Below are 19,324 nucleotides of genomic sequence, written 5' to 3' on the forward strand. Positions count from 1 at the left end.
CCCCCCCCCCCCCCCCCCCCCCCCCCCCCCGCTGTCGTTTCCGGCCGGGTACGCTGCCCGGCCCGCCGCCGGGCCGGCCCCGCTGTTCTTCGCCGCTCTTCGGCCGGGGCCGAGGCGGGTGCCGAGGCCGGCGGACCCGGCAGGCCCCGTCAGGAGAGCGCGGGCTCCTCGCGGGCGATGTCCTCCGCCAGCCGCTCCAGCAGCGGCCCCGCCTGCGCCACGCACCGCCGTACGTCCGGCTCCAGCGAGGTCAGCGCGTACACCCGGGCGAACCCGGCCGCCCGCAGCGCCTCCCGCGTCAGCGCGACCCTGCCGCACACCGCGACGACCTCCACCCCGCGGGCCCGCGCCGCCCGCGCCACGCCCGCCGGCGCCTTGCCCCGCAGGGTCTGCTCGTCCAGCGAGCCCTCCCCCGTGATCACCAGGGTGGCCCGGTCCAGCGCCGCCGCGAAGCCGAGCACCTCCAGGAGCACCTCGATGCCGGGCCGGAACGCGGCGCCCAGGGCGGCGAGGGCCGCGTAGCCGACGCCGCCGGCCGCTCCCGCGCCGGGTGCCCGGGCCGCCTCGCCCGCGGCCGGCCCGAGCGCCTTCTCCAGGGCGGTGGCCCAGTGGCCGAGCCCGGCGTCCAGCAGGGCCACGTCCCGCTCCGTGGCGCCCTTCTGCGGCCCGTACACCGCGGCGGCGCCGTCCGGCCCGGTGAGCGGATTGTCGACGTCGCAGGCGAGCACGATCCGGGTTTGCCCCAGCCGCGCGTCCAGCCCGGACAGGTCGGCCGTCCCGAGGGCGCGCAGCGCGCCGCCGCCGGGGCCGAGGGGGCGGCCCTCGCCGTCGAGCAGCCGGGCGCCAAGCGCGCTCAGCATGCCGGCGCCACCGTCCGTGGTGGCGCTGCCGCCGACGCCGAGGACGATCGTGTGCGCCCCCGCGTCCAGCGCGGCGCGCAGCAGCTCCCCGGTGCCGCGGGTGGTCGCCGTGAGCGGCGCGAGGGTGCCGGCGGGCAGCCGCTGGAGCCCGGATGCCTCGGCCATCTCGACGACGGCGGTGCCGGCGCGCAGCGCGTACGAGGCGTCCACGGGGTCGCCCAGCGGTCCCGCGACCCGTACGGTCCTCCGTTCGAAGCCGGCGGCGACCGCCGCGTCCACGGTGCCGTCGCCGCCGTCGGCGACCGGCAGCGCCTCGACCTCCAGCCCGGGCAGGGCGCGCCGCAGCCCCGCCGTCAGGTGCTCGGCGACCCGCACGGCCGTGAGGGAGCCCTTGAACTTGTCCGCGGCGATCAGCACCCGGGGCGCCGCGCCCGACCCCGTGCCTCGTATCGCTTCGTCCGCCACCAATGCCACCCCTTGTCGAAAGAACAAGCAGTCGCGCCGCTGCGACCCTATCCGGCGCCGGGCCGCCCTGCCCATGGCCGACCGGCGCCCGTCCCCCGCGTTCCCGGCGCGCCAGGCCCACATACCCCGCCATTTCGCTCCATAGTGGGGCGGCATGAGCACGGATGCGACTGCCGACGCCCCTCCGCCGGCCCCCGTGGGCCACGGCCCCGACGAGCCCCCCGACCGGGCCGTGGTCGCCATCGGCATGGCGGCGGTGCTCGGTGTCGTCGCCTGGGCGGCCTTGGCCAAGGATTCCTTCTCGGATATCTCGAAAAGCGCCCTGCGCTGGGTGCTGTCGAATTTCGGCTGGCTGTTCGTGGTGGCCGCCGACGCCTTTCTGGTGCTCTGCGTGGTCATCGCGCTGAGCCGGTTCGGGCGCATTCGACTGGGCCGGGACGACGCCGAACCCGAATTCGGAAATCTCGCCTGGATCGCCATGATGTTCAGCGCGGGCATGGGAATCGGGTTGATGTTCTACGGGGTCGGGGAGCCCCTGCAGCACTATCTCTCCCCGCCGCCCGCCTCCGGTGTCGAACCGCTCACCGGCGCGGCGGCCCGTACGGCGCTGGAGTACTCCTTCTTCCACTGGACGCTCCAGCCGTGGGCGATCTACGGCATGGCCGGGCTCGCCCTGGCCTACTCCGTCTTCCGCAAGGGGCGCGGCAATCGGCTCAGTTCGGTGTTCGTCCCGCTGCTGGGCGCCCGCCGGGCCGACGGCTGGCAGGGCCGCGGCATCGATCTGCTGTCCGTCTTCGCGACCGTGTTCGGCACGGCGACGAGCCTGGGGCTGGGCGCGCTGCAGGTGGCCGAGGGGCTCGACCTCACGGCCGGGGTCGAGAACACCCGCACGGTGCAGCTGATCGTGATCATCTCGCTCTCCGCCGCGTTCGTGGGCTCCGCGTTCTCCGGGCTGCACAAGGGGGTGAAGTGGCTCAGCACGCTCAACATCGTGCTGGCGGCCGTGCTCATGGTCTTCGTCTTCGTGGTGGGTCCGACCGTCCACGTCCTGGACACCATTCCGGCGAGCCTCGGCGGCTATCTGCACGATCTGCTGCCCATGGCGTCGCGCACGGGGGCCTTCACCGACCAGGCGTGGCTGGGCGCCTGGACGATCTTCTACTGGGCGTGGTGGCTGTCGTGGGCGCCCTTCGTCGGCACCTTCATCGCCCGGATCTCGCACGGCCGGACGATCCGGGAGTTCCTCGTCGGGGTGCTGCTGGTGCCCAGCGGCGCGACCATGCTCTGGTTCTGTGTGCTGGGCGGCAGCGCGCTGCGGCTGGACGCCACGGGCGCCGCAGACCTGGCGGAGACGGCCACGACCGGCGCGGAGGCCGCGCTGTTCGCGATGCTCGACGCGCTGCCGCTGTCCACGGTCACCAGCTGGGTGGCGATGCTGCTCGTGATGACGTACTTCGTGACGAGCGCGGACTCCGCCTCGCTGGTCATGGGGTCGCTCACCAGCCGGGGCGCGCTGCACCCGCGCACCTGGCTGGTCGTGCTGTGGGGCGTGCTGATGGCGGCGGTGGCGGCGGTGCTGCTGGTCGCCGGCGGGCTGAACTCCCTCCAGACGGCGACGATCCTGGTCGCGCTGCCGTTCGCGCTGGTGATGCTGGCCCTGTGCTGGTCGCTGCTGCGGGAGCTGAGCACCGACCCGGGCGCGGGGCCGGCCCGCCACCACGCCCTGCACGGGCTGCGGGACGCGGTGCGGACCATGGTCGGCGAGGCCATCACCGAGCAGGGGCCCGTCCGGCACCGGCGGCTGCGCCGGGCGGCCGAGACCCGTCTCGACCGCGACGACGACACGGGCGGGGGCGCGGGGCCCGGCGCCTGACCGCCCGGCGCGGCGCTACGCTGCCGCCCGTGAGCACCATGGACTACGCCGCGTACATCGCCGGGCTGCCGAGGATTCTCTCCGGGGCGGCCGCCCTCTTCCAGGACAGCGCAGGGCGGGTGCTCCTCGTGGAGCCCAACTACCGCGCGGACAAACGGTGGCTGCTGCCCGGCGGGACGGTCGAGTCGGCCGGGGGCGAGACCCCGCGCCAGGCCGCCCGCCGGGAGACGGCGGAGGAGATCGGCCTGGATGTCGCGATGGGCCCGCTGCTCGCGGTCGACTGGGTGCCGGGCACGCGCGAGCGCCCGCCGCAGGCGGCGTATCTGTACGACGGCGGGGTGCTGGCCGCCGAGCGGCTCGCCGAGATCCGGCTGCAGGACTCCGAGTTGCTCTCCTGGCGCATGGTGGCCCTGGAGGACGCGGCGGAGCTGCTGGTGCCGGGGGTGTTCCGGCGGGTGAGCCGGGCGCTGGCCGCCCGCGCGGCGGGCACGGGGCCGGTGGAGCTGGAGGACGGCCACCCGCCGGTGTGAGGCGCGCCGGTGGCCCGGGTGGGGCCGGTCGGAGCGGCGCGCCGGGGCTCCCGGTCGGTGAGACACGCCGGGGGCTTCCGGTCGGGGCGGCGCGCCCGGCGTCTCGCGTCAGAACAGTGCCTGCGCGGCGAAGCCGCCGCTCGGTGCCTTCTCGAAGTCCAGGAGCCGCCGCTTGCGGTCGAGCCCGCCGCCGTAGCCGGTGAGCCCGCCGCCCGCGCCGACGACCCGGTGGCAGGGGACGATGATGCCGATCGGGTTCCTGCCGTTGGCCAGGCCCACCGCCCGGGAGGCGCCGGGGCTGCCGAGGCGCTCGGCCAGCGCGCCGTACGAGACGGTCTCGCCGTACGGGATGTCGCACAGCGCGGCCCACACCCGGCGCTGGAAGTCCGTGCCGACGAGCCGCAGCGGCAGGTCGAACACGGTCAGCTCCCCGGCGAAGTAGGCCGTGAGCTGCCGGACGGCCTCGCGGAAGACGGGGTCGGCGTCGTCGCGCACGCCGAAGCTCTCCCGCGGCGGGCGGTGGCGCTGGTCGGTCATGTAGAGGCCGCGGAGGGCGGCGTCCTCGGCCACGAGGGTGAGGTCGCCGACGGGACTGGCCATGACGGTATGGGTTCTCATGGGCGGGGTGCCTTCGGTTCGATGGGGTGGAGGTCGGCGAGGAGGCGCGGGTGACCGTACGCGCGCCGGTCGTGCGCGTACCGGCTGTGCGCCCGCCCGCCGTGGACGCGCCCGTCGTACGCGACGCCGGTCGTACGCGTCGTACGCGCGCCGGTCGTGCGCCTCGGGGCGTCAGACCGGCAGCGCATTGATCGGGTGGTCGTCGGTCGCCCAGAGGTACTGGACCGCGTACGCGCGCCACGGGCGCCAGGCCGCGGCCCGCGCGGTGAGCGCGGCCGGTGCGGCGGGCAGCCCCAGCCCGGCCGCGGCGCGCCGCACCCCGAGGTCGGTGGGGAGGAACGCGTCCGGGTCGCCGAGCGCGCGCATCGCCGTCACCTCGACGGTCCACGGCCCGATGCCGGGCAGCGCCGCCAGCCGCTCCCGGGCCGCTCCCCAGTCGCTGCCCGCGTCCAGCGGGATCTCGCCCGCCGCCAGCGCCGCGACCAGGGTGGTCAGGGTGGCGCGGCGGGTGCGGGGCAGGGCGAGCCGCTCCGGGTCGAGGGCCGCCAGGGCGGCCGGCTCGGGGAAGAGGTGGGTGAGGCCGCCCTCCGGGTCGGCCACGCTCTCGCCGTGCGCGAGGACGAGCCGGCCGGCGTGGGTGCGGGCGGCGGCCGTGGAGACCTGCTGGCCGAGCACGGCCCGTACGGCGAACTCCGCCCCGTCGACCGTGCGCGGCACCCTGCGGCCGGGCGCGGCCGCCACCAGGGGCGCCAGCGCGGGGTCGCGGCCCAGCAGCTCGTCGACCGCGGCCGGGTCGGCGTCCAGGTCCAGCAGCCGCCGGCAGCGGCTGATGGCGATGGTCAGATCGCGTGGATCGGTGAGGGAGAGCCGGCAGGAGATGTGGTCGGGCCGCGGGCTCAGGGCCACCACGCCGTGGCCGTACGGCAGCCGCAGGGTCCGCCGGTACGCGCCGTCGCGCCACTCCTCCACGCCGGGCACGGCGGTGGCGGCGAGGTGCCCGAAGAGGTTGGACGGTTCGAGCGGGGCACGGAAGGGCAGCCGCAGCGTCAGGGCGCCGAGGGCCGCGGGGGCCGCCGCAGCCGGCTCGCCGGGGAGCGGTCCGGTGGAGCCGGACGGTCCGCCGGCGCCGGGCGCGGCGGCACGGGCGCGGGCCGCGCGGGCCCGCAGCTCGGTCGGGGAGAGCGCGAAGACCTCGCGCACGGTGTCGTTGAAGGTGCGGACGCTGGCGAAGCCGGCGGCGAAGGCGATGTCGGCCATGGGCAGCTCGCTGGTCTCGATCAGCAGCCGGGCGGTCTGGGCGCGCTGGGCGCGGGCGAGGGCGAGCGGGCCGGCACCGAGCTCGGCGTACAGCTGCCGCTCGACCTGGCGGCTGCTGTAGCCCAGCCGCCGGGCGAGGCCGGGCACGCCCTCGCGGTCGACGACGCCGTCGGCGATCAGCCGCATGGCGCGGGCGACCAGGTCCGCCCGCTCGTTCCACCGCGGGGAGCCGGGGACGGCGTCGGGGCGGCACCGCTTGCAGGCCCGGAAGCCGGCCTGCTGGGCGGCCGCGGCGCTCGGGTAGAACGACATGTTCCGGGGCTTCGGCGGCATCGCGGGACAGCTGGGCCGGCAGTAGATCCGGGTGGTCAGCACGGCGGTGAAGAACCAGCCGTCGAACCGGGCGTCCTTGGAGAGCACGGCCCGGACGCACCGTTCGGTGTCGGTATGCATGCGTCCAGCTTGGCGCGCGGCCCGGCGCGGGGCTGGCGGAAATCCGACATCACCCTCGCCCCACGTGGGCCGACGGATTTCACCGTTCACGGGCCGGGCCGGGAGGGGGCCTCAGCGACCGCCGGTCTCCCGGATGCGCCGCCAGGCCGCCCGGGCCGCGTGGTGGCCGGACATGCCGTGGACGCCGGGGCCCGGCGGGGTGGCCGAGGAGCAGAGGAAGACGGCAGGGTGCGCGGTGGCGTACGGGACCCGGGCGAGGCGGGGGCGGATCAGCGTCTGGAGCCCCGCGAACGCGCCGGTGCCGATGTCGCCGCCGACGTAGTTGGCGTTGCGGGCGGCGAGTTGGGGCGGGCCCGCGGCGGCGCGGGCGAGCACCACGTCCCGAAAGCCGGGCGCGAAGCGCTCGATCTGTCGTTCGATCGCCTCGGTGGCGTCGCCCTGCCAGCCGCTGGGCACATGGCCGTACACCCAGAAGGTGTGCTTGCCCTCGGGCGCCCGCGTCGGGTCGACGATGCTCGGCTGCGCGGTGATCAGGAACGGCACGGAGGGGTCGCGGCCGTCGACGGCGGCGTGCAGGGCCGCGTCGATCTCCCCGAGGGTGGGCCCGATATGGACCGTGCCGGCCCGGCGGGCGTCCGGCGAGGTCCAGGGGACGGGCTCGGAGAGCGCGTAGTCGAGCTTGAAGACGGAGGGGCCGTAGCGATAGTGGCGGTACGCCTCGCCGAGCCCCGCGATCCGGGCGAGCGCGGTGGGCGAGGTGTCGAAGACATAGGCGCGGGCCGGCGGCAGGTCGTCCAGGCGCTTGACCTCGACCCCTGTGTGGACGGTGCCGCCCAGCTCCCGCAGATGGGCGGCGAGCGCGTCGGAGATGGCCTGGGAGCCGCCGCGCGGCACCGGCCAGCCGCCGGCGTGCGCGGCCAGCGCGAAGATCAGGGCGATGCCGCCGGTGGCGAAGCCGCTCACGGGCGCGATGGCGTGCCCGGCGAGCCCGGCGAGCAGACCGCGGGCCTTCTCGCCGCGGAAGCGGCGGGCGAGCAGGGTGGCGGGCCGGGCGGCGAGCAGCCCGAACCGGGCGAAGGCGACCGGGTCGCGCGGCAGCCCGTCCCACTGGGTGCGCAGGAAGTCCCGGGCGATGGCGTCCCACTTGCCGTGGAAGGGGGCGACGAGCCTGCGGTACGCCCCCGCGTCCTCGGCGCCCAGCGACATCGCGGTCTCGCCGACCGAGCGGGACAGCAGCGCGGCCGTGCCGTCCGGGAAGGGGTGCGCCATCGGCAGCTCGGGGTGCACCCACTCCAGGCCGTGGCGGTCCAGCGGCAGGGCCTTGAAGGCGGGCGAGCCGAAGCCCAGCGGGTGCACGGCGGAGCAGGGGTCGTGCCGGAAGCCGGGCAGGGTGAGCTCCTCGGTGCTCGCGCCCCCGCCGACGGAGTCCCGGGCCTCGAACACGGCGACCGAGCAGCCGCGGCGGGCCAGTTCGACGGCGGCCGTCAGCCCGTTGGGGCCGGCTCCGACCACGACCGCATCGAGCATCGACGGCACGTTGGGCTCCTTCGTCGGCGGCGTCGCCGCGGGGGTGGGACCGCGGCGGCGGGGGCTGCGGCCAGGATATGCCCGGCCGCCGGGCGGGCCGGAGCGGGGTTTCACGCCCCGTGCGACAGCCTCGGCGCGCCGCCGTCGCCCATCGCGCCCACCGGGGGTGTGATGGCCTCGACGACATCGAGGCATCGACGGCCACCGTCCGGAGGAGGAGTGGAGCCATGTTCACCGACACCAAGGCATTCAGCGGGTTCTCCGTGAACGATCTGGAGAAGGCGAAGGAGTTCTACGGCGAGGTGCTCGGCCTGCGGGTGACGGAGGAGTACGGCATGCTGACGCTGCGGCTCGCCGGCGGCACGGACGTCCTCGTCTACCCCAAGGACGACCACACCCCGGCGTCGTTCACGATCCTCAACTTCCCCGTGGACGACATCGACCGGGCCGTCGACGCGCTGGTGGAGCGCGGGGTCGCCATGGAGCGGTACGAGGGGTTCCCGCAGGACGAGAAGGGCGTCTTCCGGGAGGAGGGCCCGTACATCGCCTGGTTCAAGGACCCGGCCGGCAACGTGCTCTCGGTGCTCCAGGAGCGCTAGTCGGTCCCGCGCGAGCCCCCGGAGGGCACCGGGCCGCCGCGGTGGTCAGGCGGCGGCCGTGTCGCCCTCCGGCCCGCGGAGCAGCTCCAGCAGTCGGCGGACGGTCTCCCCGTCGCGGGCCGCGGTGAACGGCAGGGCGTTGCCGCCCTGGACGCGGAACGGCTCGCCGGAGAGCGTGGCGCTCGCGCCGCCGGCCTCCGCGACGAGCAGCAGCCCGGCCGCGTGATCCCACGGGTTCTCCCAGCCGAAGGCGATGGCGTCGAGCTCCCCCTGCGCGACGTGCAGATACTCCAGGCCCGCCGAGCCGCACGGGCGGGGCGCGACGCCGTCGACGACCAGCCGGGCGAAGGCGCGGTCCTCCTCCGGCGAGGTGAAGTCGGGGTGCGAGGTGGCCACCCTGAGGTCCGCGCCCGGCACGGGGACGCCGCAGGTCAGCGGCCGTCCGCCGAGGGTGGCGCCGCGGCCCCGCACGGCGACCGCCATCCGGTCGGTGGCGGGGGCGTACGTCCAGGAGGCGAGCAGCTCGCCGTCGCGCGCCAGGGTGACGAGCGTGCAGAAGCCGTGGTCGCCGTGGACGAACTGACGGGTGCCGTCGACCGGGTCGACGATCCACACCGGCCGGTCGGAGCGCAGTGACATCAGCACGCGCGGATCGGCGTGCACCGCCTCCTCCCCCACCACCGCGGAGCCGGGCAGCAGCGCGGTGAGCGAGGCGGTCAGGTGCTCCTCGGCGAGCCGGTCGGCGACCGTCACCAGGTCCTGCGGCCCGGTCTTCTCGCTGATCTCATGCGCGGCGAGCGACCGGAAGCGGGGCATCACCTCGGCGGCGGCCGCCTGCCGCACGGCCTCGCCCACGGCTGCCGTGAGCTTGTCCCAGTCCTCCGCGCTCACCACTCCACAGTCCTCGATCATGTCTCCATCGAACCATGGGCCACCGACAGCCGGCCCCCGTACGGTGACGGGCCCGCGCCCTGGTCCGTACGACTCACCCACCGGGGACGGTGGTCATCCGGACGGCCGGGGGTCCTCGAGTTCCGGAATCACCCGCTCACCGTAGGCGTCGATGGTCCGCTCCTTCGCGTCGTGCATGGCGTACAGCGCGAACTGGTCGACGCCCAGGTCCCGCAGGGCCCTGAGCTTCTCCACATGCGCCTCGACCGGGCCGAGGAGGCAGAAGCGGTCGACGATCTCGTCGGGGACGAAGTCCGCCGAGGGGTTCCCGGCGCGGCCGTGGTGGCGGTAGTCGTAGCCCTCCCGGGCCTTGATGTACGAGGTGAGGGCCTCGGGCACCAGTCCGGAGTGCTCCCCGTAGCGGGAGACGAGATCGGCGACGTGGTTGCCGACCATGCCGCCGAACCAGCGGCACTGGTCGCGGGCGTGCGCCGGGTCGTCGCCGACGTACGCGGGCGCGGCCACGCAGATGGTCACCGAGGACGGGTCACGGCCCGCTTCCTCGGCCGCCTTCCGCACCGCCTTCACCATCCACTCGGTCAGGAACGGGTCGGCCAACTGCAGGATGAAGCCGTCGGCCCGCTCCCCGGTCAGGGCGAGCGCCTTCGGGCCGTACGCCGCCGTCCACACGGGCAGCCGGCCGTCGCGCACCCACGGGATGCGCAGGGTCCGGCCGTCGACCTCGGCCTCCCGGCCCTCGGCGAGGTCGCGGATGGCGGTGATGGCCTCGCCGAGCCGGGCGAGGGTGGTGGGTCTGCGGCCCGCCACCCGCTGGGCGGAGTCGCCGCGCCCGATGCCGCAGACGGTGCGGTTGCCGTACATGTCGTTGAGGGTGGCGAAGGTGGAGGCGGTGACCTCCCAGGTGCGGGTGGCGGCGTTGGTCACCATGGGGCCCACGATCAGCCGCTCGGTGTGGTCCAGGACGCGGCTGAGGATGACGAACGGCTCCTGCCAGAGCACGGCGGAGTCGAAGGTCCAGCCGTAGCGGAAGCCGGCGCCCTCCGCGCGGCGCATCAGGTCGACGACCCGGGAGGCGGGCGGGTCGGTCTGCAGGACGAGCCCGAAGTCCATGGCGGCTCCTAACGGTCGAGGTACTGGCAGGTGCCGCGCGGGGTGTACTGGCCGTGCCCGGCCCGGCCGGTGAACCGGCCGGCGTCGATGACGACGTCGCCGCGCGAGAGCACGGTCTCCACCCGGCCGGTGATCTCCTTGCCCTCGTAGGCCGAGTAGTCGACGTTCATGTGGTGCGTGGCGGCCGAGATCACCTGGCGCGCGTGCGGGTCGTAGATGACGACATCGGCGTCCGCGCCGGGCGCCAGGGTGCCCTTGCGGGGGTGGAGGCCGAACATCCGGGCCGGCGCGGCACAGGCGATCTCGATCCAGCGGCGGCGGGAGATGTGCCCGTCCACCACGGCCTGGTGCAGCAGGTCCATCCGGTGCTCCACCCCCGGCAGCCCATTGGGGATCTTGGAGAAGTCGCCCCGGCCGAGCTCCTTCTGGCCGGCGAAGCAGAACGGGCAGTGGTCGGTGGACACCACCTGGAGGTCGTCCGTGCGCAGCCCGCGCCACAGCGCCGCCTGGTGCTCGCGCGGGCGCAGCGGTGTGCTGCACACGTACTTGGCGCCCTCGAAGTCCGGCTCGGCGAGGTTGTCGGCGGACAGGAACAGATACTGCGGGCACGTCTCCCCGAACACCGGCAGGCCCTTGTCCCGGGCCGCCGCCAGTTCGGCGACCGCCTCCTCGGCGGAGACGTGCACCACGTACAGCGGCGCGCCCGCCACCCGGGCGAGCTGGATCGCCCGGTGCGTGGCCTCCGCCTCCAGCAGCACCTTGCGCACCTCGCCGTGGTGGCGGGGGTCGGTCCTGCCCTCGGCGAGGGCCTGTTCGACGAGGACGTCGATGGCGATGCCGTTCTCCGCGTGCATCATGATCAGCCCACCGTTGTCGGCGGCACGCTGCATGGCCCGCAGGATCTGCCCGTCGTCGCTGTAGAACACGCCGGGGTAGGCCATGAACAGCTTGAACGAGCTCACGCCCTCCTCCACGAGGCGGTCCATCTCCTTGAGGGAGTCCTCGTGGACATCGGAGAGGATCATGTGGAAGGCGTAGTCGACGGCGCACTTCCCGTCGGCCTTGGCGTACCAGGCGTCGAGCCCCTCGCGCAGCGAGCTGCCCTTGGTCTGGACCGCGAAGTCGACAATGGTGGTGGTGCCGCCCCAGGCGGCGGCGCGGGTGCCGGTCTCGAAGGTGTCGCTGGCGAAGGTGCCGCCGAAGGGGAGCTCCATATGGGTGTGGGCGTCGACCCCGCCCGGGATGACGTACTTGCCGGTGGCGTCGATGACGCGGTCGGCGGTCCAGCCCCGGGCGACGGTGCTGCCGTGCGCGGTGAGGGCCGCGATGCGGCCGTCCTCGATCAGGACGTCGGCGTGGGTCTCCTCGGCGTCGGTGATGACGAGTCCGCCGCGGATGAGGGTACGGGGGATGGTCATGGCCGGTCCTTCCGCTCGGGTCCGCCCGCGGCGAGGTCCTGCTGGGTCCGGCGCAGGGCCGCTTCCAGGGCGGCGGCGCCCTCCTCGGCCTCGGTGACGGCGAGCGACAGCGGCGGCGCGATGCGCAGGGTGTTGCCCGCGCGGCCGCCCTTGCCGATGAGCAGCCCCTGCTCCCGGGCGTGTTCGAGGGTGAGGGCGGCGGCCCGCGGCGAGGGGGCGCCGTCGGCGTCCACCAGCTCGATGCCGATCATCAGCCCCCGGCCGCGCACCTCGTGGACGATCGGCAGCCCGGCGGCGGCCGCCCGCAGCCGCTCGATGAGCAGCCCGCCGACCCGCCGCGCGTTGCCCTGGAGGTCGTGTTCGAGGAGGTACGTGAGGTTGGCGAGGCCGGCGGCCATGGTGACGGGGCTGCCGCCGAAGGTGGAGATGGAGTTGGCGCCGAGGCTGTTCATCACCTCGGCCCGGGCGACCACACCGCCGATGGACATGCCGTTGCCGATGCCCTTGGCGAAGGTGAGCACATCGGGCGGGCCGGCCGCGGCATGGGCCTGCCAGCCCCAGAAGTGCTCGCCCGTGCGGCCCCAGCCGGTCTGCACCTCGTCGCTGATCCAGAGGATGCCGTGCCGGTCGAGCACCTCGCGGAAGGCGGCGAACAGCCCGTCGGGGGGCGAGGTGAACCCGCCGACGCCCTGGACCGGTTCGGCGATCAGCGCGGCCACGGTGCCCTGGGCCTGGCCGAGCACGTCCTCCAGGTCGGCGACGCAGGCGGCGATGAACCCGGCGTCGGACAGCGCCGCGTACGGGCCGTGGCCGCGGACGCCGCCGTGCACATAGAGGGTCTGGAACGGCGAGAGGCTGGTGGGCGACCAGGCGGTGTTGCCGGTGACGGCGACGGTGGAGAAGGACCGGCCGTGGTAGCTGTTGCGCAGCGCGAGGATCTGGTTGCTGCGGCGGTGGGCGGTCGCCAGCAGCAGGGCCGCGTCATTGGCCTCGGTGCCGGAGGTGGTGAAGAAGACCCGGGCGTCGGGGATGCCGGAGAGGGTCGCGATCCGCTCGGCGAGCTCCACCATCGGGCGGGAGAGGTAGAGGGTCGAGGTGTGCACGATCCGCCCGGCCTGCTCGGCGACGGCCTTGGTCACCTCGGGCAGGGCGTGGGCGGTCATGGTGGTGAGGATGCCGCCGAAGAAGTCGAGGTAGCGGTTGCCCTCGGCGTCCCACACATGGCGGCCCTCGCCGTGGGTGAGCTCGATGGGCTCGTCGTAGGAGAGGGACAGCCAGTCGGGCATCACGGCCCGGTGCCGGGCGTGCAGGGCGCGGTGCCGGTCGGTCATGGGCGCACCAGCCCCTCGTACGCGTCGGGCCTGCGGTCGCGGTAGAAGGCCCACTGCTGCCGGACCTCCTCGATCAGGTCGAAGTCCAGGTCGCGTACGACGAGTTCCTCCTCCTTGTCACTGGCGACCTCGCCCACGAACTGCCCCCGGGGGTCGACGAAGTAGCTGGTGCCGTAGAAGTCGTTGTCGCCCAGCTCCTCGCGGCCGACCCGGTTGATCGCGGCGACGAAGTACTCGTTGGCGACGGCAGCGGCCGGCTGTTCGAGCTGCCAGAGGTGGGCGGACAGGCCGCGGGAGGTGGCGGAGGGGTTGTAGACGAGCTGGGCCCCGGCCAGGCCGAGGGCCCGCCAGCCCTCGGGGAAGTGGCGGTCGTAGCAGATGTACACGCCGACCCGGCCCACGGCGGTGTCGAAGACGGGCCAGCCGAGGTTGCCGGGCCGGAAGTAGTACTTCTCCCAGAACCCCTTGACCTGGGGGATGTGGTGCTTGCGGTACTTGCCCAGGACGGTGCCGTCGGCGTCGATGACGGCGGCGGTGTTGTAGTAGAAGCCGGAGCCGTCGATCTCGAACACCGGGACGACGATCACCATGCCGGTCTCCCGGGCGAGGTCGCGCATGCGGCGCACGGTCGGCCCGTCCGGCACGGGTTCGGCCCAGCGGTAGTGCTCCGGCTCCTGGACCTGGCAGAAGTAGGGGGCGTTGAAGACTTCCTGGAAGCCGATGATCCGCGCCCCCTGGGCCGCCGCCGCGCGGGCGTGCTCCTCGTGCTTGGCGATCATCGATTCGGTGTCGCCGGTCCAACCGGCCTGGACGAGCGCGGCACGGACGACCTGGGCCATGTGCTGCTCCTTTACTGCGTTGCACGGGAGAATCACTCCCGCTCCCCCGCTGATGTCAGAGAGCCACCGCGCTCCGCGGCCACGCCGTGCCTCTACGCACGTAGACGCGGAACGTAGATGGAGAACGTAAGCCGCGCTCCGGGCCGTGGCAAGACCGTCGCGCCGTCGCTCAGGGGCGGCCGTGGGGGTGGACCACCATCGCCGCGCCGCCGCCGCGCCGCGTCTTCTCCGCCGCCGCCAGCCAGCGCCCGTCCGGCAGCAGCTGAATCCCCGTCGCGGCGCCGATCTCGGGGTTCTCCTTGAAGACGTGGCCCAGCGCCTCCAGCCGGTCGCGCACCGGGCTCGCCCACAGCCCCGGCTCCAGGTCCGTGACGGCCGTGTTGCGCTGGCTGGCCCGCGGCGCGGCGATCGCCTCGACCAGTGGCAGCCCCCGGTCCAGATGGCCGACGAGGGTCTGGAGCACGGTGGTGATGATCGTGGAGCCGCCGGGCGAGCCGAGCGCCACCACCGGGCGGCCGCCGTCGAGCACGATGGTCGGCGACATCGAGGAGCGCGGCCGCTTCCCCGGCCCCGGCAGGTTGGGGTCGTGGACGGCCGGGTTCGCGGGCGCGAAGGAGAAGTCGGTCAGCTCGTTGTTGAGGAGGAAGCCCCGGCCGGGCACGGTGATGCCGCTGCCGCCGGTCTGTTCGATGGTGAGGGTGTAGGCGACGACGTTGCCCCACCGGTCCGCGGTGGTCAGATGGGTGGTGTTCTCGCCCTCGTACGGGGTGGGGGCGGCCGTGCCGCCGCTCCGGCAGCCGTCGGGCCGGCGCGGGTCACCGGCCGGCACGGGGCTGGTCAGCACCGCGTCGTCGCTGATCAGGCAGGCGCGGCTGTCGGCGAACCGCTGGGAGAGCAGCCCCTTGGTCGGCACGTCCTCGAAGGCGGGGTCGCCGACCCAGCGCCCCCGGTCGGCGAAGGCGACCCGGCTCGCCTCGATCAGCCGGTGGAGATAGCGGGCCTGGCCCAGCTTCCCCACGTCGGTGCGCTCCAGGATGTTCAGGGCCTCGGCCACGGTGGTGCCGCCCCCGGAGGACGGCGCCATGCCGTAGACATCGAGCCCGCGGTACGAGCTCTTGGTGGGGGCCTGCCGCACGGGCGCGTAAGACCGCAGGTCGGCGGTGGTCAGATCGCCGGGCCTGACCACCCGCTGGGACTTGGGGTCCACCGGCGGCCGGCGCACGGTGCGGACGATGTCCTCGGCCAGCCGCCCCCGGTAGAAGGCGCCGACGCCCTTCTCGGCGAGCTCCGCGTAGGTTCGCGCCAGATCGGGGTTGGTGAAGGTGGAGCCGACCCGGGGCGGCGCGCCGCCGGGCAGGAAGAGCCGGGCGCTGGCGGGGAAGTCGGCGAACCGCGCCTGGTTGTCGGCGGTCTGCTTGCGGAAGGTCTCGTCGACGGTGAAGCCCTCGCGGGCGAGCCGCTCGGCGGGGCGCAGCGCCTGGCGCAGGGAGACGGTGCCCCAGGTGTCGAGGGCCGTGGCCCAGGTGGCGGGCGTGCCGGGGGTGCCGACGCCGAGGCCGCTGGTGACGGCCTGGTCGAACGGGATCGGCCTGCCGTTCTCCAGGAAGAGGTCCTCGCCGGCGCTGCGCGGGGCCTTCTCGCGCCCGTCGAGGGTGCGCACGGTGCGGGTGCGGGCGTCGTAGTACACGAGATAGCCGCCCCCGCCGACGCCGGCGGAGTACGGCTCGGTCACCCCGAGCGCGGCGGCGGTCGCCACGGCCGCGTCCACGGCGTTGCCGCCGCGCCGGAGGATCTCGATCCCGGCCGCCGAGGCGTCGGGGTCCACGCTGGCGACGGCGCCGCCGTACCCCACGGCCACCGGCGACTTGGGCGGCAGGGGGGCGTCGGCGGACGCCGGGGCGGCGGCCGGCGCTCTCGTCGCCGCGTCCGCCGCGGCGCCCCCCGGCCCCGGTGGCGCGGCGGCCAGGGACATCACGGCGGCGCCGGCGACCGCGATCAGCAGGGACGGCTTCCGGACGGCGGAACGGCGCATGCGTACCTCCACTCGACGGCGGTGGCGGCAGCCTAATGGCGCGTCAGCGGCGAGCGCAGTCCCCCGGCACCAGCGCGCCGCGGCCGTGGGAGGGGCACGACGATCCGACCGTCCGTCAAGATTGTTACCTACGCGTAACGCGTCCGACCATTACCGAGGGTAAGACGCAGAGGTTACCGTCGGGTCACTTCGCATCCATCGGCCGTGCCGCCCCCCGTTTCCGCTTCGCCGGCACCGACCCCCGAGGAGCCGACCCATGGCCAACCCCCGAATACCCCTGCGCACTTGTACCCTGGGCGCCGTCTCGGCGGCGCTGGTCGCCGGCGTCTGTCTGGGCGCCGCACCGGCCGCGCAGGCGGCGCCCCTCGCCCCACCGGCCCCGGCCACCGCCCCGTACAGCTCCGCCACCCCGTACACCACGGCCGGCGCCACCGCCGGCGTGACCGAGCGCTTTGTCGACATCGCGGGCGAGGGCGGCACGGTGCTCAAGGCCCATGTGGCCGTCCCCGCCGGCGACGGCTCCCGGCGCCACCCCGTGATCGTGCTCCCGACCAGCTGGGGCATGCCCCGGATCGAGTACGTCGCCCAGGCGAAGCGGCTCGCCGCCGACGGCTATGTGGTGGTGGGCTACAACGCCCGCGGCTTCTGGGAGTCCGGCGGCACCATCGAGGTCGCCGGGCCCAGCGACATCGCCGACGCCTCCAAGGTCATCGACTGGGCGCTGGCCAACACCCCGGCGGACCCGGAGCGGATCGGCATGGCCGGGGTGTCCTACGGCGCCGGGATCAGCCTGATCGCCTCCGCCTTCGACCCGCGCGTCAAGGCGGTGGCGGCGCTGAGCGGCTGGGCGGACCTGGTGGGCTCCATCTACAGCGGCCGCACCCAGCACCTCCAGGCCGCCGGGATGCTCAGCGGCCTCGGCAAGGTCACCGGACGCCCCAGCGAGGAGTTCCGGACCGTCATGGACGCCTTCCTCTCCGGCGATGTCTCGCACGAGAAGGAGCTGGTCGCCTGGGGCAAGAAGCGCTCCCCCGCCACCTATGTCGACCGCATCAACGCCCATGGCACGGCCGTCATGCTCGGCAACGCCTGGGGCGACAGCGTCTTCCCGCCCAACTCGTACGCGGACTTCTACGAGAAGCTGACCGGCCCCAAGCGGCTGGAGCTGCGCCCCGGCGACCACGCCACCGCCGAGGGGCTCGGGCTGCTGGGGCTGCCCAACGACACCTGGACCAGCGCCCACCGCTGGTTCGACCGCCATCTGCGGGGCCGGGACAACGGCGTCGACCGCGAGCGCCCGGTCCAGCTCATGCCCCGCACCGGCGGCTCGTACGAGGGCTATCCGAGCTGGGCCGCCGTGCCCGCCGAGACCCGCGGCATCCCCCTGCGGGAGGAGCGGACGATCCGGGCGAACCACGACTCCGGCGCCAACGGCGGCACGGTCATGCTCTCCAACACCCTCGAACAGTTCCTGCGCATTCCGCCGCTCGCCTCGATCCCGCTGCTGCCCCGCGCGTACGCGGCCGTGTGGCAGACCGAGCGCTACGAGCAGGCGCAGTCGATCCGCGGCACCGTGAAGCTGCACACCACCGTCACCCCCACCGCCTCCAGCGGCACCGCGGTCGCCTACCTCTACGACGTGGGCGCCCTCGGCGTCGGCAAGCTGATCACCACCGCGCCCCTCACCTTCCACGACGCCACCCCGGGCCGGCCGTTCCCCGTCGACCTGGACCTGTACTCCACCGCGTACGACGTCCCGGCCGGGCACCGGCTGGCGCTGGTCGTCGACACCGTGGACCCGCTGTACGCCGAGCACAACCCGGACGGCGCGCGGCTGACGTTCTCCTCCCCCGCGCACGACCCGTCCCGGCTCGACGTGCCGCTACGGGGCGCCGGTTCCCGGTCCTGAGGCCCCCGGGCCCGTATCCGCGCCCGGCCCGGCGCCGTGCCCCGGCCCCGTACCCGGTCCCAGCCCCGGGCCGGGTCCGGGGCCCGGGCCGTGGCCGGGCAGCACGGTGGCCGCGTTCGCGTCCGCCACCTCGACCGCCTCCGTCTTGAGGCTGCGCCGCTGCCGCTTGGCCACCCAGAACGCGAACCACGACAGCAACATGCACATCCCGATGTAGATCGGTGAGATCACCATGACCACCGGGATGAAGGGGAGGTCGTAGTCGAGGTTGGTGGCGATCAGCTTGCCGGCGTGCAGGAACTCCTCATAGGTGATCAGAAAGCCCAGGGAGGTGTCCTTCAGCGCCACCACCAGCTGGCTGATGATCGCCGGCAGCATCGCCCGCACGCCCTGCGGCACCAGCACGTACGACATCACCTGCGTCTTGCGCATGCCGAGGGAGTACGCGGCCTCCCGCTGGCCGCGCTCCACCGAGTTCACCCCGGTGCGGAACACCTCGGCCAGCACCGAGCCGTTGTACAGCGTCAGCCCGGTGACCAGCGCCGGCAGCGGCTGCACCTTCAGCGCCACGAAGACGAAGAAGATCATCACCAGCACCGGCATGGCCCGGAAGAACTCCACGAAGAGGGTGGCCACCCAGCGCACGGGCCGGTGGTCGGAGAGCCGGCCGCAGGCCAGGACGGCGCCCAGGACGAGCGAGAGCACCGAGGCGTAGGCGAACGCCTTGAGGGTGTTGCCGAGCCCCTTGAGCAGCAGCTCCTGGATGCCCTGGTACGCGAACGGCCGCCACTTCTCCGCGGCGAACTGCCCCGTGTCGACCAGCAGGTACACCACCCAGCCGAGCAGGGCCGCGATGGCGGCCGTGGCGGCGAGGCCGTAGAGCCGGTGCCGGGCCCGGGTGTGCGGCCCGGGGACGTCGTAGAGCGCGGTGGTGGTCATCGGACGATCCCCCAGCGGCGCTCCAGCACATTGAAGACGAGGCTGATGGTCAGGGTCACGATGAGATAGCCGACGGCGATCCAGACGAACGACCACACGATGCTGTACCCCAGCTCATTGAGGGTCTTGTAGGTGCCCAGCAGCTCCACGACGCTGAAGGAGCCGGCGATGGCGGAGTTCTTGGCGAGGGCGATCAGCGTCGAGCCGATCGGCGGGATCACGGAGCGGAACGCCTGCGGCAGCACCACGTCCCCCAGCGACTGGCCGAAGGTCATGCCGAGGCTGCGGGCGGCCTCCCCCTGGCCGACCGGCACCGTGTTGATGCCGGCCCGGACCGCCTCGCAGATGAAGGCCGAGGTGTAGCAGCCGAGGGCCAGGATCGCGAAGGTCTGGAACGGCAGCACCAGGCCGAAGCGGGGCAGGCCCAGCAGCACCGCGAAGAACAGCAGGGTCAGCGGGGTGTTGCGGAGCACGGTGACCCACACCGTGCCGAACGCCCGCAGCGAGGCGACCGGCGCGACCCGGAAGGCCGCCATGATCACGCCCAGGACGAGGGCGAGCAGCGAGGCCAACAGGGTGAGCTGCACGGTCCCCCACAGGCCCTCGCCGTAGAGCGACCAGTTGTCGAGAAGAACGTCCACGGGCTGTCTTC

Annotated in this window: 16 protein-coding genes; 4 read left to right on the plus strand and 12 right to left on the minus strand. The window is 74.2% G+C overall.

Translation table 11 applies throughout. The features are described 5' to 3' along the window. Nucleotides 1-149 precede the first annotated feature (149 nt). Nucleotides 150-1,325 (minus strand): glycerate kinase, encoded by a 1,176-nt coding sequence (locus ACSNOD_RS04220; protein WP_436765346.1) that lies wholly within the window; start codon nucleotides 1,323-1,325, stop codon nucleotides 150-152. Nucleotides 1,326-1,479: 154 nt separating this feature from the next. Between ACSNOD_RS04220 and ACSNOD_RS04225 the strand changes: the two genes are divergently transcribed. Next, on the plus strand, nucleotides 1,480-3,198 hold the full coding sequence (locus ACSNOD_RS04225; RefSeq protein ID WP_436765347.1) for a BCCT family transporter: 1,719 nt from the start codon (nucleotides 1,480-1,482) through the stop codon (nucleotides 3,196-3,198). Between the two features lie 38 nt (nucleotides 3,199-3,236). Beyond that, the gene (locus tag ACSNOD_RS04230; protein ID WP_436765376.1) at nucleotides 3,237-3,728 is read left to right on the plus strand and encodes an NUDIX domain-containing protein; all 492 of its coding nucleotides are present in this window, start codon (nucleotides 3,237-3,239) and stop codon (nucleotides 3,726-3,728) included. Nucleotides 3,729-3,836: 108 nt separating this feature from the next. On the opposite strand, the gene ACSNOD_RS04235 is transcribed toward ACSNOD_RS04230, so the two are convergent. The 3 genes from ACSNOD_RS04235 to ACSNOD_RS04245 all read right to left on the minus strand — a co-directional run bounded on the left by ACSNOD_RS04235 (nucleotide 3,837) and on the right by ACSNOD_RS04245 (nucleotide 7,592). Beyond that, nucleotides 3,837-4,346 (minus strand): methylated-DNA--[protein]-cysteine S-methyltransferase, encoded by a 510-nt coding sequence (locus ACSNOD_RS04235; protein WP_436765348.1) that lies wholly within the window; start codon nucleotides 4,344-4,346, stop codon nucleotides 3,837-3,839. A 171-nt stretch (nucleotides 4,347-4,517) separates the two neighbouring features. Further along, nucleotides 4,518-6,056 carry an AlkA N-terminal domain-containing protein gene (locus tag ACSNOD_RS04240; protein ID WP_436765349.1) on the minus strand — a complete coding sequence of 513 codons (1,539 nt, stop codon included), beginning with the start codon at nucleotides 6,054-6,056 and terminating at the stop codon, nucleotides 4,518-4,520. Between the two features lie 111 nt (nucleotides 6,057-6,167). After that, the gene (locus tag ACSNOD_RS04245; RefSeq protein ID WP_436765350.1) at nucleotides 6,168-7,592 is read right to left on the minus strand and encodes a phytoene desaturase family protein; all 1,425 of its coding nucleotides are present in this window, start codon (nucleotides 7,590-7,592) and stop codon (nucleotides 6,168-6,170) included. A 218-nt stretch (nucleotides 7,593-7,810) separates the two neighbouring features. On the opposite strand from ACSNOD_RS04245, the gene ACSNOD_RS04250 reads away from it, so the two are divergent. Beyond that, nucleotides 7,811-8,182 (plus strand): VOC family protein, encoded by a 372-nt coding sequence (locus ACSNOD_RS04250; protein WP_436765351.1) that lies wholly within the window; start codon nucleotides 7,811-7,813, stop codon nucleotides 8,180-8,182. Between the two features lie 45 nt (nucleotides 8,183-8,227). Here ACSNOD_RS04250 and ACSNOD_RS04255 read toward each other — a convergent pair whose 3' ends face one another. The 6 genes from ACSNOD_RS04255 to ggt form a co-directional block, all read right to left on the minus strand. After that, on the minus strand, nucleotides 8,228-9,094 hold the full coding sequence (locus ACSNOD_RS04255; RefSeq protein ID WP_436765352.1) for an inositol monophosphatase family protein: 867 nt from the start codon (nucleotides 9,092-9,094) through the stop codon (nucleotides 8,228-8,230). Nucleotides 9,095-9,187: 93 nt separating this feature from the next. Beyond that, entirely contained in the window at nucleotides 9,188-10,204 is a 1,017-nt protein-coding gene (locus ACSNOD_RS04260) for a TIGR03842 family LLM class F420-dependent oxidoreductase (protein WP_436765353.1), read from the minus strand. Nucleotides 10,205-10,212: 8 nt separating this feature from the next. After that, a complete protein-coding gene (gene hydA, locus ACSNOD_RS04265) occupies nucleotides 10,213-11,622 on the minus strand; it encodes a dihydropyrimidinase (protein ID WP_436765354.1) in 1,410 nt (469 codons plus the stop codon). After that, nucleotides 11,619-12,953: an aspartate aminotransferase family protein gene (locus ACSNOD_RS04270; protein ID WP_436765355.1), complete on the minus strand. Its 1,335-nt coding sequence runs from the start codon at nucleotides 12,951-12,953 to the stop codon at nucleotides 11,619-11,621. Before ACSNOD_RS04270 ends, hydA begins: the two co-directional genes overlap by 4 nt. Next, a complete protein-coding gene (locus ACSNOD_RS04275) occupies nucleotides 12,950-13,792 on the minus strand; it encodes a nitrilase-related carbon-nitrogen hydrolase (protein ID WP_436765356.1) in 843 nt (280 codons plus the stop codon). The genes ACSNOD_RS04270 and ACSNOD_RS04275 overlap by 4 nt, the downstream gene beginning before the upstream one ends. 169 nt (nucleotides 13,793-13,961) lie before the next feature. Beyond that, nucleotides 13,962-15,824 (minus strand): gamma-glutamyltransferase, encoded by a 1,863-nt coding sequence (gene ggt / locus ACSNOD_RS04280; protein ID WP_436765357.1) that lies wholly within the window; start codon nucleotides 15,822-15,824, stop codon nucleotides 13,962-13,964. A gap of 256 nt (nucleotides 15,825-16,080) precedes the next feature. Between ggt and ACSNOD_RS04285 the strand changes: the two genes are divergently transcribed. Beyond that, complete coding sequence (locus ACSNOD_RS04285) at nucleotides 16,081-17,733, plus strand: CocE/NonD family hydrolase (protein WP_436765358.1); 1,653 nt, start codon at nucleotides 16,081-16,083, stop codon at nucleotides 17,731-17,733. Here ACSNOD_RS04285 and ACSNOD_RS04290 read toward each other — a convergent pair. Together ACSNOD_RS04290 and ACSNOD_RS04295 are read right to left on the minus strand one after the other, a co-directional pair. Beyond that, a complete protein-coding gene (locus ACSNOD_RS04290) occupies nucleotides 17,707-18,672 on the minus strand; it encodes an amino acid ABC transporter permease (protein ID WP_436765359.1) in 966 nt (321 codons plus the stop codon). The two genes, ACSNOD_RS04285 and ACSNOD_RS04290, sit on opposite strands and share 27 nt — an antisense overlap. Continuing rightward, nucleotides 18,669-19,313 carry an amino acid ABC transporter permease gene (locus tag ACSNOD_RS04295; RefSeq protein ID WP_436765360.1) on the minus strand — a complete coding sequence of 215 codons (645 nt, stop codon included), beginning with the start codon at nucleotides 19,311-19,313 and terminating at the stop codon, nucleotides 18,669-18,671. The genes ACSNOD_RS04290 and ACSNOD_RS04295 overlap by 4 nt, the downstream gene beginning before the upstream one ends. Between the last annotated feature and the right edge of the window lie 11 nt (nucleotides 19,314-19,324).

Source organism: Streptomyces sp. URMC 123, assembly GCF_051386515.1.
Lineage (GTDB): Bacteria > Actinomycetota > Actinomycetes > Streptomycetales > Streptomycetaceae > Streptomyces.

Coding starts and splice junctions, on each gene's coding strand:
- ACSNOD_RS04225 (WP_436765347.1), top strand. CDS start 1,480: ATGAGCACGGATGCGACTGCCGACGCCCCTCCGCCGGCCCCCGTGGGC.
- ACSNOD_RS04230 (WP_436765376.1), top strand. CDS start 3,237: ATGGACTACGCCGCGTACATCGCCGGGCTGCCGAGGATTCTCTCCGGG.
- ACSNOD_RS04235 (WP_436765348.1), bottom strand. CDS start 4,346: ATGAGAACCCATACCGTCATGGCCAGTCCCGTCGGCGACCTCACCCTC.
- ACSNOD_RS04240 (WP_436765349.1), bottom strand. CDS start 6,056: ATGCATACCGACACCGAACGGTGCGTCCGGGCCGTGCTCTCCAAGGAC.
- ACSNOD_RS04250 (WP_436765351.1), top strand. CDS start 7,811: ATGTTCACCGACACCAAGGCATTCAGCGGGTTCTCCGTGAACGATCTG.
- ACSNOD_RS04255 (WP_436765352.1), bottom strand. CDS start 9,094: ATGATCGAGGACTGTGGAGTGGTGAGCGCGGAGGACTGGGACAAGCTC.
- ACSNOD_RS04260 (WP_436765353.1), bottom strand. CDS start 10,204: ATGGACTTCGGGCTCGTCCTGCAGACCGACCCGCCCGCCTCCCGGGTC.
- hydA (WP_436765354.1), bottom strand. CDS start 11,622: ATGACCATCCCCCGTACCCTCATCCGCGGCGGACTCGTCATCACCGAC.
- ACSNOD_RS04270 (WP_436765355.1), bottom strand. CDS start 12,953: ATGACCGACCGGCACCGCGCCCTGCACGCCCGGCACCGGGCCGTGATG.
- ACSNOD_RS04275 (WP_436765356.1), bottom strand. CDS start 13,792: ATGGCCCAGGTCGTCCGTGCCGCGCTCGTCCAGGCCGGTTGGACCGGC.
- ggt (WP_436765357.1), bottom strand. CDS start 15,824: ATGCGCCGTTCCGCCGTCCGGAAGCCGTCCCTGCTGATCGCGGTCGCC.
- ACSNOD_RS04285 (WP_436765358.1), top strand. CDS start 16,081: ATGGCCAACCCCCGAATACCCCTGCGCACTTGTACCCTGGGCGCCGTC.
- ACSNOD_RS04290 (WP_436765359.1), bottom strand. CDS start 18,672: ATGACCACCACCGCGCTCTACGACGTCCCCGGGCCGCACACCCGGGCC.